This is a genomic window from Caballeronia sordidicola, from assembly GCF_002220365.1.
GTDB classification, from domain to species: Bacteria; Pseudomonadota; Gammaproteobacteria; order Burkholderiales; family Burkholderiaceae; genus Caballeronia; species Caballeronia sordidicola_C.
On sequence record NZ_MTHB01000228.1, the window covers coordinates 17,842 to 29,906 of the forward strand.

The 12,065-nt window shown below is 60.1% G+C and carries 6 protein-coding genes and 1 pseudogene; 6 read left to right on the top strand and 1 reads right to left on the bottom strand.

Features of this window, described 5'->3' with window-relative positions; genetic code table 11:
• The first annotated feature begins 237 nt into the window (after positions 1–237).
• The 6 genes and pseudogenes from BSU04_RS31390 (at position 238) to BSU04_RS31415 (ending at position 10,577) form a co-directional block, all read left to right on the top strand.
• The gene (locus BSU04_RS31390) at positions 238–2,985 is read left to right on the top strand and encodes a TonB-dependent receptor (RefSeq protein ID WP_089164179.1); all 2,748 of its coding nucleotides are present in this window, start codon (positions 238–240) and stop codon (positions 2,983–2,985) included.
• A 190-nt stretch (positions 2,986–3,175) separates the two neighbouring features.
• Positions 3,176–4,813, top strand: a complete 1,638-nt coding sequence (locus tag BSU04_RS31395) for a peptide ABC transporter substrate-binding protein (protein ID WP_089164184.1) — start codon at positions 3,176–3,178, stop codon at positions 4,811–4,813.
• 158 nt (positions 4,814–4,971) lie between these two features.
• Complete coding sequence (locus tag BSU04_RS31400) at positions 4,972–6,810, top strand: extracellular solute-binding protein (RefSeq protein WP_089164180.1); 1,839 nt, start codon at positions 4,972–4,974, stop codon at positions 6,808–6,810.
• A 7-nt stretch (positions 6,811–6,817) separates the two neighbouring features.
• A pseudogene (locus BSU04_RS31405) lies at positions 6,818–7,862 on the top strand (microcin C ABC transporter permease YejB).
• Positions 7,816–8,967, top strand: coding sequence for an ABC transporter permease (locus tag BSU04_RS31410; RefSeq protein ID WP_089164181.1), 1,152 nt, complete (start codon positions 7,816–7,818; stop codon positions 8,965–8,967). Before BSU04_RS31405 ends, BSU04_RS31410 begins: the two are co-directional and overlap by 47 nt.
• The gene (locus BSU04_RS31415; RefSeq protein ID WP_179258503.1) at positions 8,964–10,577 is read left to right on the top strand and encodes an ABC transporter ATP-binding protein; all 1,614 of its coding nucleotides are present in this window, start codon (positions 8,964–8,966) and stop codon (positions 10,575–10,577) included. Before BSU04_RS31410 ends, BSU04_RS31415 begins: the two co-directional genes overlap by 4 nt.
• Before the next feature lie 37 nt (positions 10,578–10,614).
• Here BSU04_RS31415 and BSU04_RS31420 read toward each other — a convergent pair whose 3' ends face one another.
• Positions 10,615–11,697 (bottom strand): hypothetical protein, encoded by a 1,083-nt coding sequence (locus tag BSU04_RS31420; RefSeq protein WP_089164182.1) that lies wholly within the window; start codon positions 11,695–11,697, stop codon positions 10,615–10,617.
• Positions 11,698–12,065: the final 368 nt, after the last annotated feature.

Below are 12,065 nucleotides of genomic sequence, written 5' to 3' on the forward strand. Positions count from 1 at the left end.
AGCGCTGCGCATTTCGTTTGCACTAGATAAGTAGTCCGGTATTGAAGTATCTGAAGTGTCCCGTCTTTCTGTCTGCATTTGCAATTTGGTGCGATGTTGACCCGGTTGCCGGGCAGAAGAAGCGCGGGTCAGCTTTAACGGAGCGCGGCGCAAGAACGCCGTATATCGAGTGGAGAGGTTCACAAGACCTCACCTCACACACAGCTGTGGCCTTACTGACGAGCGAGAAGGGGAAAAATGAAACAACGGGCATTGGCGCTGGCCATCAAAAGAATAGTCTGGGCTGAGCTAGCATTGTCAGCCGCGATCGTTGTACCTGCGTTTGCGCAAAGCCAGCCGGCCGCCACTGGCACGGCGGCCGGCGCGACGACGACGGAAAGCGCGCCGGCAGCAGCAGTGGCGGCACCGGCATCAGGCACCGCTGCAACTCCGTCCGCGGACAACAACACCGCGACACCGACTGCTGAAAAGGGCGTCCAGCAAATCAAGAAATTTGAAGTGACCGGGTCGCTGATTCGTAGCGCCGACAAGGTGGGCTTCAATGCAGTTCAGACGATTTCGCAGAAAGACATTCAGGAGAGCGGCGCCACGACGGTCGCCGATTATCTGCGCACGACCTCAGCCAACTCGGCCAATAGCTGGGGCGAAGGCCAGTCCGGAAACTTTGCCGCAGGCGCTGCGGGTATCGCCCTGCGCGGCCTCAGCGAAAAGTACACGCTCGTGTTGGTGGACGGACAGCGCGTCGCGCCGTTCGCGTTCTTCTCGAACAGCGTCGACTCCTTCTTCGATTTGAACACGCTGCCGTTGAACTCCATTGACCGCATCGAAATCGTGAAGACCGGTGCCGTGTCGCAATACGGTTCGGATGCCATCGCGGGCGTGGTCAACATCATCACGAAGCATGACTTCCAGGGACTGCAGCTCGACGGCAGCTATGGCAGCGCCATCAGCCAGGGCGGCGGCGCGGGCACGACCAAATTCGGCGTGCTCGCCGGCTTTGGCGATCTCAACGCCGATCGCTTCAACGTGACGGCAGCGGCAAGCTACTACAAGTCGAACGGCTTCACGCTGGCCGACCGCGATGCGACGAGCTCGCAGGATTTCACCAACAATCCGGGCGGCCATTCGTTGCTCGCGCCGTCGTACTGGAATATGCCCGACGGCAGCGTGCAGGCATTGAGCGGCTGTGCGAACGGCGGTGCGGTGCATCCCGCTGGCACCAACTCGCTGACATCGGGATTGCCGGGCACGATCTGCGGATACAACTCCGCGGAAAGCACGTCTATCGCGCCGATGACCGAGCGCTTGAACGCGAAGCTTCACGCTGATTTCAAGATCAACGATGAGACGACGGCGTTTGGCGACTTCCTGATCAGCAGCAACAAGACCACGACGAATGACGGTCTGTGGAACAACGTTATCGGCAATCCGCAGGTTCCCGCACTCGTGTGGAACCCGAACACCAAACTGCTTTCGCCGTTCAACTTCAATGTGCCGGCGAGCAATCAGTACAACCCGTATGGGGTATCCACGCCGCTCACGTATGCGTTCCCGGGCGCGGTAGCGGAAGACACGTATGCCACTTACTGGCGCGCGTCGACGGGCATCAAGGGCTCGTTCAACTTGCCGAATGGCGAGTGGGATTGGGCGAGCTCGGTCAGTCACTCGCAAAGCACGGTTTCGAACACTTATACGAACCAGCTCAACACCGCGGCACTGACCAATATTTACCAGAACGGTACGTTCGATTTCTCGAATCCCGCCGCGACGCCGAACGGCCTCAACGGGTTGTACCAGGATGCGAACAACCTGGCTATCTCGAAGCTCGATACCGTTGACGCGACGCTGTCCACGCCACACCTCTTCAGTCTGCCAGCGGGTGATGTGGGTCTTGGCTTCGGTGCACAGTTCACTCACCAGAGTGAAGTGATGAACCCGGGTGCGGCATTCGAACAAGGTCAGGTCATCAGCCCGAATCTCCAGACGGTGAACGGCCAGCGCAACGTGGCTGCCGTGTACTACCAGGTGGACATTCCAATTGTGCGCGCACTGACGTTCAGCCAGTCGGGCCGTTACGACCACTACAGCGATGTCGGCGGTGCGTTCTCGCCGCGTTTCGCGTTGCGTTATCAGCCGGTTCAGGCACTCACGATGTACACCTCGTACAACCGTGGCTTCCGTGCGCCGACGTTCGTTGAGAACAGCAACTCGCAAACGATGGGTATTCAGGTCGACCAGGCCACCGGCCAGAACTACACGTCGATCACGGAAGGTAATCCGGCCCTGAAGGCGGAGCGTACGAAAAACCTGAGCATCGGCTTCCAGCTGTCGCCCACGCGTACGACCGATATCGGCCTGGATTGGTACAAGATTCGTGTCGATAACGTGATCGGCCAGGGCTCGCCTTCCCAGGTTGTCACCGACCCGGTCACGGGCGATCTCCTGTACAAGGTCATCCCTTACCAGAACCTTGGCTACCTCGATACGAACGGTTTCGAAGGCACGTTCCGCCAGTCGCTGCCGACGAAGACCGGGACGTTCACGTTGTCCGCTGACTGGGCTTACGTGAACAGCTTCAAGCTCGGCTCGCCGGGTCAGGCGCCGGTGAATGGTGCGGGTAACGACTACACCCTCACACAGCCGTTCGGCGGCAGCTTCCCGCGCTGGAAGGGCAATACCACGCTGGACTGGGCGTACAACAAGTTCGACGCAGCGTTGACCTGGCAGTTCACCGGTCCGTATGCGCAGAACCTGGTTGCCGACGGGCCGTCCCACGTGGGATCGTACAGCCAGTTCAACCTGATGATGACGTACACGGGCTTCAAGCACTGGACGATCTACGGCGGTATCGACAACATCTTCAACCGTGCGCCGCCGTACGATCCGATCTTTGCAAATGGCACGCTCGATCAGAATGGCTACGACCAGTCGATATACACGAACATTGGCCGCTTCGCGCAAATTGGCGCAACGTACAAGTTCTGATGTCGCTGTAGTGTGTTTGACCGATTGAACGGTCGCTCCAGCGCGTGTCATGCGGCGCTGGAGCGACCTTGTTTTCGACAATCCCGGACCCTTCGATTCAATCGTCGATCTTTCGACGCCTCATCGCACGACGCGCTCAAGGCCGCAGTCAACGCCGAGCGTGGAAGTAACGAATACCAGGAGTTTCCAGATGTTTTTCGCACCACGTCCTTCTTCGATCCGTCTTTGCCGCGCATCCGCGGCGCTTGCTCTGGGTGGCGTCATGCTCGCTGGCGCCGTGCAGGCGGCAGTCGTTCCTCCTGGCGTGCAACTCGCCGCGAAGCAGGAACTGGTGCGCAACAATGGCACTGAAGTCGAGACACTCGATCCGAACGTGGCGGAGTCCGTGCCGGCCAATACCGTCGCGCGCGATCTGTTTGAAGGGCTGACCGCCACCCGTTCCGACGGTGAGACCGTCCCCGGCGTCGCTGAAAAGTGGGAGATGAAGGACCCCACCACGTGGGTCTTTCATCTGCGAAAGAATGCGAAGTGGTCCAACGGCGAGCCTGTTGTTGCCGCTGACTTTGTCTACGGATCCCAGCGTCTCGTCGATCCAAAAACGGCTTCACCGTACGCCACCACCTACGGCATGTTCCTGCTGAACGGAACAGACATTGTGGCAGGCAAGAAACCGGTGGCGTCGCTTGGCGTGAGCGCACTCGACCCGTATACGGTCGAAATCAAGACTCCTTATCCGGTGCCGTTCCTGCCCGACCTGATGTCGAATACGAACTTCGGGCCGGTGAACAAGGCGGGCGTCGACAAATACGGCCACGACTGGACCAAACCCGGCAAGCTGATCAGCAACGGCGCCTTCATGCTGAAGGACTGGCAGGTGAACAACCGCCTCGTGCTGGCGAAAAACCCGCAATACTGGAATGCCGCTAACGTGCAGCTGAACCAGGTCACGTACCTGCCTGTGGAAGACGAAAACACGGACGTGGATCTGTACAAGTCCGGCGGTGACGACTGGGTGAACCAGCTTCCCTCGGGCACTTTTGCCCGCTACAAACAGGAGTACCCGAACGAGATGCGCGCGGCGCCCATGCTCGGCTTGCGCTATTACTCGTTTAACAACAAGGACCCGCTCCTGAAGGACGTGCGTGTGCGCCAGGCGCTGTCCATGGTCATCGACCGGGACATCCTGGCTCAGCGTGTGACTGCCGACGGCCAGATCCCGGCGTATGGCGTCATCGTGAAAGGCGTGAAGGGGGCAGACGTCAGTGCGTACGACTGGGCCTCATGGCCGATGGCGAAGCGCGTGGACGAGGCGAAAAAACTGTTGGCCGAGGCGGGCGTGAAACCTGGCACCAAGTTGCAGTTCGTCACCAACACGAGCGAGTACCACAAGAAGATGGCGATCTTCGCGGCTTCCGAATGGAAGACGAAACTGGGTCTGGATACTGAAATCCAGGCGATGGAATTCAAGGTGCTGCTCAAGAAGCGGCACGATGGCGACTACCAGATCGCACGCAACGGCTGGGTCGCGGATTACAACGACGCAAGCACTTTCCTCACACTGGTTCAATGCGGTTCCGAGCAGAACGACAACCAGGCGTGCAATCCCAAAGCCGATGCGCTGATGCGCCAGGCATCCAACTCCACCGACCCGGCCACGCGCCAGACGTTGCAGACCGAAGCAGCCAAGGTGGCAATGGAAGACTATCCGATGCTGCCGCTGCTGCAATACACGCTGGTGCGGTTGGTCAAGAGTTACGTGGGAGGCTATTCCACGAAAAACCCGATGGACCATTACCGCAGCGAAGACATGTACATTATCAAGCATTGAGCGCGGTGCGCGGCCCGGCCACTCGACATGCGCGCGACGAGTGGCCGGCGTCGCATTTTCATCCGGACGCACGCATCCGTTTCACCCTTCAGGTTTTGTCATGAACGAACCGCATCATCCCCTGGAAGGCGCGCTGTGGGCGCCGGCGGCAAGCGACAATGAATAGGGACTTCATTACGCTGGGCGTTGCTGCACTGCTCTTTGCATCGCAAGCGTTAGCGAACCCGTCGATCGCCCAATACGACGAGCCGAAGTATCCGGCGAACTTCACGCACTTCGACTATGCGGACCCGGACGCGCCGGCTAACGGCGACATGAGTTTCCAGAACTACGATGAGCTGCAAAGTTACGATTCGATGAATCCCTTCCTGCTTCGCGGCGTACCGGCGCCCGACCTGAAGAACCTGATGTTCGACACGCTGATGCAGCGAAGCTGGGACGAACTGGCGTCGGAGTATCCGTTGATCGCGGACGACGTGGAGGTCACACCGGACGGCAAGTCAGCCACGTACCATATCAATCCGAAGGCGCGTTTTTCCAACGGCGACCCGATCACCGCAGCCGACGTGAAATATTCATACGACACGTTGGCAAGCCATCAGGTCTCGCCGATCTACAACTCGCAGTTCGCCAACATCAGCCGCGCGACCGTGGTCGATCGCCTGACGGTGCGCTTCGATTTCAAGGAAGCGCGCCGCGATGCGCCGCTGATCGCGGGGGACTTGCCAGTTTTCTCGCCGAAGTGGGGCGTGAAAGCAGACGGCACGCGGCCGCCGTTCGATCAGATATCGGATGTGCCGCCGGTGGCAAGCGGTCCTTACCTGATCGAGCAGCGCAAGAACGACAAGCAGATCACGTACAGGCGCAACCCGGATTACTGGGCCGCCGATTTGCCGTCCCGACGCGGCATGTACCGCTTCCAGCGCATCACGTTCCGGCTTTTCACCGACGCCTACACGTCTCTGGAAGATTTCAAAGCCGGCCACACGGATATGCGCGCTGAGTATTCGTCCTCGACCTGGGCGCGCAAGTACATCGGCAAGAACTTCAGCAACGGGTCGCTCAGGAAAAGCCAGTTCCCCGACGGTCCGGCGCAGATGCAGGGCTTGGTCATCAACACGCGCAGACCGCAGTTCGCGGACGCGCGTGTGCGTCGTGCGCTGACGCTTGCTTTCGACTACGACTGGCTGAACCGGATGGGCTTTTACAATCTATACCGCCGCACGGGCAGCTATTTCCAGGACTCCCCGTTTGGCGCGCAGGGCGTGCCGGATGCAAAGGAGCTTGCGCTGCTCGAACCGTATCGTTCGACTCTTCCGGCTGCCGTGTTCGGCCCCATGCTGAAGCAGCCGGACACTGTGCCGCCACATTCGCTGCGTGCCAATTTGCGTGAAGCCCAGGCGCTCCTGAACGAAGCGGGCTGGCAGTATCGTGACGGTGCATTGCGCGACGCCAGCGGCGCGCCGATGACCATCGAGATCATGGACGACCAACCCGGCATGGACAAGGTCGTCCTGCCGTATATCCAGCAGTTGCAGACGCTTGGCATACAGGCGCATCTGCGGGAACTCGACAGCGCGTTGTACGAGAAACGCATGGACGCATTCGACTTCGACATGACGACGTATATCTATGCACCCGTCACCATCCCGGGCGGCGAACTGACACGCCGCTTCGGCAGCGCGGCGGCGTCGCAGCCGGGTTCGGAAAATTTTCCGGGAGTCCGTTCGAAGGCCGCCGACGCGATGATAGACGCTGCGTTGAAAGCGCAGACGCTAGGCGATCTTGAAACGGCCACGCGCGCGCTCGATCGCATCCTGATCAACGAGTATTACATTGTGCCGGAGTACTACGCGCCTACTACGCGCGTGGGCTACCGGGCGCGAATGGGCTTTCCCCGGGTGTCGCCGCTTTCTTACCTTGCGGAGGACTGGCTGGTCGACTACTGGTTCGTGAAGGCGCCGTCCGGTGCTACTACGGCTGCATCAACACACTGAGATTGCCATGGCCGCTTATATCCTCAGACGCCTGTTGTTGATGATTCCCACGCTGATCGGCGTGGTCACGCTGACCTTTGCCGTGACGCAATTCGTGCCGGGCGGACCGGTGGAGCAAATCCTGATCCAGATGCGCCATGGCGGGAGCCACGGCGAGGGGGGCGGGGCCGGCGGGTATCACGGCAGCCAGGGGGTCGACCCACAGCAGGTCGAGCAACTCAAGAAGCAATTCGGCTTCGACAAACCGCCGCTCGTGCGCTACGCGAGCATGCTCAGGAACTACGCGAGCTTCAATCTCGGCCAGTCGTATTATCAACATCAAAGCGTCTGGGCGGTGATCCGTTCCAAGCTGCCGGTGTCCATCACGCTGGGCCTCTGGACCGTGCTGCTGACCTACCTCGGCGGTGCCGCTGGGGATCTCGAAGGCCGTGCGAAACGGCTCCCGGTTCGATACCGCCACGAGCGTGCTCGTGCTGACCGGCTACGCCATTCCCGGTTTCGTATTGGGCGTGTTGCTGCTGATGCTGTTTGGCGGCGGTACGCTGTGGCAGGTATTTCCCATGCGCGGCCTTACCTCCGACGACTTCGACCAGCTCAGCATGGCGGGCAAGGTGCTCGATTATCTATGGCACATCGCGTTGCCGGTGACCGCTGCAGTGGTCGGCAACTTTGCGATCATCACGATCTTGACCAAGAACACGTTCCTTGAGGAGATCAGCCGGCAATACGTGCTGACCGCGCGTGCGAAGGGTGCGCCGCAACGTGACGTGCTCTGGAAACATGTGCTGCGCAACGCGATGATTCCGCTTTTGACCGGATTGCCTGCGGCTTTCGTGGGTGCGTTCCTCAACGGCAACCTGCTGATCGAGACATTGTTTTCGCTCGATGGCATGGGGCAGCTCTCCTACGACTCGGTGATCCGGCGTGACTATCCCGTCGTGCTCGGTTCGCTTTACCTGTTCACCCTGATTGGTCTTGTGACCAAGCTTATTGCGGACGTTTGTTATGTCCTCGTCGACCCCCGCATCCAGTTCGACCGGCTGGACCGGTGAGCGCATGAACGTCTCCGTGAATCCCATCATGGGCGAAGCTTCTGTCGCGACACCGCCGCCGTCCGAGTCGCCCGGCCGGCGCGTATGGTTGCGGTTCAAGGCGCAACGCCTGGGCTACTGGAGCACGATAGTTTTCGTCGCGTTGTTTGTCGTCAGCCTGCTCGGCGAGGTGTTGGCAAACGACAAGCCGCTGTTGATCCGCTACGAAGGACACTATTATTTCCCGATCGTGAAGGACTATTCGGAGAAGGTATTCGGCGGCGATTTCCCGGCCCGCGCGAACTATCTCGATCCGTATATTCGCGACCGGCTGGAGTCGAAGGGCAACTTCGCGATCTATCCGCCGAATCATTTCCACTATGACACCGTCGACTATTTCGCGACCACACCCAATCCCGCACCGCCCTCGGCCACCAACTGGATCGGGACGGACCAGTTCGGCCGCGACGTCCTTTCGCGCCTGCTGTACGGTTTCCGGCTCTCTGTGCTCATGGCGCTCGCACTCACGGTCTCGGGCGTCTTGCTGGGCGTCCTGACGGGCGCAGTGCAGGGGTTTTACGGTGGCCGCACCGACTTGATCGGCCAGCGCCTGATAGAGATATGGAGTTCGATGCCCGACCTGTACCTCCTGATCATCTTCGCATCGATCTTCGAACCTACCCTGTGGCTGCTGTTCATCCTGCTCTCGGCGTTCGGCTGGCTCACGCTGTCGGACTACGTGCGCGCCGAATTCCTGCGCAACCGTTCGCTTGACTACGTTCGCGCGGCTCGGACGATGGGGTTGTCGAACTGGCAGATCATGTGGCGTCACGTGCTGCCCAACAGTCTTACGCCGGTGATCACCTTCTTGCCGTTCCGCATGAGCGCGGCGATCCTCTCGCTCACGAGCCTCGACTTCCTGGGGCTTGGCGTGCCCGCACCCACGCCGAGCCTGGGCGAACTGCTCGCTGAAGGCAAAAACAATCTCGATGCATGGTGGATCTCCGGCGCGGCGTTCGGTGGCCTTGTCGTCACCTTGCTGCTGCTGACCTTCATGGGCGACGCGTTACGCAACGCGCTCGATACGCGCACGCGCGGTTCCGCATTCGGAGGGGCACAAAAGTGACGGCCCCTCTGCTGCAACTCGACGGTTTATCGATTGCTTTCGGCGACAAGACCGTCGTACGGGACCTCAATCTTTCGATCGGGCGCGGCGAACGCGTGGCGTTGGTGGGCGAATCGGGATCGGGTAAGAGCGTCACGGCGCTTTCCATCCTGGGTCTTGCGGACAACGCTCGCCAGACGGGGCGCATCCTGCTGGACGGCGACGATCTCCTGCAAAAGACCGAGCAACAGATGCGCGGCATTCGCGGCCGCGACGTCGCCATGGTCTTTCAGGAACCGATGACCGCGCTGAACCCCTTGTTCACGATCGGCAAGCAGATCGCGGAGAGCCTGCGTCTGCACGAAGGTTTGCGGCCCAACGCGGCACGCGAGCGGGGTATCGAGCTATTGCGGCGCACCGGTATCGCCGAACCGGAACGGCGTATCGACAGTTTCCCGCATCAACTATCGGGCGGTCAGCGGCAACGCGCGATGATCGCGATGGCGCTGGCGTGCCGGCCGCGCCTGCTGCTCGCCGATGAACCGACCACGGCCCTCGATGTGACGGTGCGCCAGCAGATAGTGGAATTGCTGATCGGCTTGCAGGAACAGGAGGCGGTCGAGCGCGGCATGGCGGTGCTGCTGATCACGCACGACCTGAACCTGGTCAAGCGCTTTGCGCAGCGCGTGGCGGTGATGGAGAAGGGCGTGCTGGTGGAAACCAATTCGACTGCGGAACTGTTTGCAAATCCGCAGCACCCCTACACGTGCCGGCTGCTTGACAGCGAGCCCGAACGCGCTCTAGACCCGATCGCTTCGGACGCACGGCGGCTGCTCGAAGTGCAGGGGCTGTCGGTAGACTACCGGACTTCGGTGAAAGGCTGGCGGTCCACGTTTTCGAAGTCTTCATTCCGCGCGTTGCAGGACGTTGGCATCACTTTGAGACGCGGCGAAACGCTCGGCATAGTAGGCGAATCTGGATCGGGAAAGTCCACGCTTGCCGCTGCCATCCTGGGCCTGCAGCGGCCGGCGCAAGGGATGATCCATATCGACGGGCAGTCCTTGTCCACGCTCAAGAGCGCGACCTCGCGGCGCAGTGTTTCGTCGCGGCTGCAAGTGGTATTTCAGGATCCCTACGGATCGTTGTCGCCGCGCATGACGATCGAGCAGATCGTGGGCGAAGGGATTGCATTGCATCGGCCGGAGGTGACGGCCGCAGCGCGCCGTCAACGCGTGGTGGCGCTGCTCGACGAAGTGGGTATGCCGGCCGATGTCCTGTCGCGTTATCCTCACGAATTTTCCGGCGGCCAGCGGCAGCGTATTGCCATTGCCCGGGCGCTCGCGGTCGAACCGGAAATGCTGATACTCGATGAACCCACGAGCGCGCTCGATGTATCGATACAGCAGCAGGTGCTTAACCTGCTCACGCGGCTGCAGAAAAAATACACGCTGAGTTACCTGTTCATCACGCATGACCTTGCCGTGATGCGCGCGATGGCACACAGGGTGGCGGTCATGAAGGCGGGGCGGATTGTGGAGATGGGCGACACGATGAACGTTTTGCAAGCGCCCGCGCATCCCTATACACAGGCGCTGCTCGCGGCGTCGATCGTAGCGAGCGCAGCGGCTTGACATGGCCAGGCCGCAACAAGGGCTAGTTGCGGCTAACTCAGGACACCGGCTCGTCGCTCTTTTCGTTCAGGCGATGTTTTACGCGCGGCGCGCTGAATGAGCCGGGCTCCGTCGAGTCCGGCCCCGAACTCGGTTTGTCAACCGGCGCTGACGGCTTACCCGGCCCCGGCACGATCATCTTGCGCAGTTGCGGCGCGATCGAGGTCGCCTCGAAACACAGCTTGATGCCGAAGCGCGCGCGGTTGAGCAGGTGCGCCGTCGACACCGTCCGCCAGAACCGGTTCGGGTTAAAGCCGGGATAGCGAGCCTCGCGTTCGATCAACGCCTTGCCATCGGGCAAGTGGACGAAGCAGCAATGCTGGAACCATCGAAGGTCGCGATGCGTGTTGCCGGTCCAGTGCCGGCCGATCGCCTGGTACGCGCCCAGCTCCACGATCTGTTGCCCTTCGTCAGCAAGCGTATTGAGTGCGGCGGAGATAAATGACTCGTCGCCGTGATGCTGCAGGCGCTCAATCTCGCCGACATATCGTTCAAAGTGTGCGCGGGCGCGAGGCACCAGCGCCCTGAGGAACGCGCTCGTGCTGAGGAGGAACTCGCCGCCATACCAGCGCGGATTGAGCAGATGCCGGCCGGCCACGATCTCAAGATCCTTGATGACGCTGGCGCTGCCGTAAGCCGGGAACACTTGATCCGATATGTCGAACGCGCCGACTCCTGCATCGGCGCAGAGTTGAAGCAACTCATCGTCCAGGGGACGGATGGCGACAATGTCCGAGTCGAGTTGCAGCAGCAACATGTCGGTCGTGAGCAGGTCGGCTACTTGTTCAAGCAGGTCAAGCTTGAAATGCGCCGCGTAGAACTCCGTGCTCCTTGGAACGTTGACGCTGGTGATCAGTTCGTGAACAAGCGGACGCCGCTCTTCCGGCGCAATGGAAAAGCATGCGTTGACCGTGTCCGGTGCGTTCGTGAAGACGTTAAGCCGGGGCATGCCTGCATGAAGCAAGGTCTTGTTTAAACAAAGCGCCTGGCGGGCGTAGGACAGCGGATCCTTACTCGTGCTATTGGGACTGGCGGTTGCGTCGACATCGACGAAGACCAGGGTGCAAGGAAAAATTTCCATTGTTTAGTGTCCAATTCCTTATCCAAGAATTTGTTGCTGATTTGAATCGGGCCATTTGAATACCCACCGTTATAAGCATCGTGGAAGATACAAATACTATGTGTCCGCCAAAATGCCAGACACGTGAGACATATACACAGGAATTAGCAGGATTCAGATTACCGGCAATGACACACATGGATATACGAGTTGGAAAGCCATTATTGAGCGGCAAGAGCTACCGTGGTTTTCGAATAACAGTAAGCTTGACCGTGATCCTTGGCGATTGTGGCGTAATGTGCCGGGGTTAAATAATGGCAAGGGCTTCGTCGCTGCGTTTTGCGCGAGCTGAGCTTACCGAATCGTGGACGTGCTTAAGACTTGCTGAC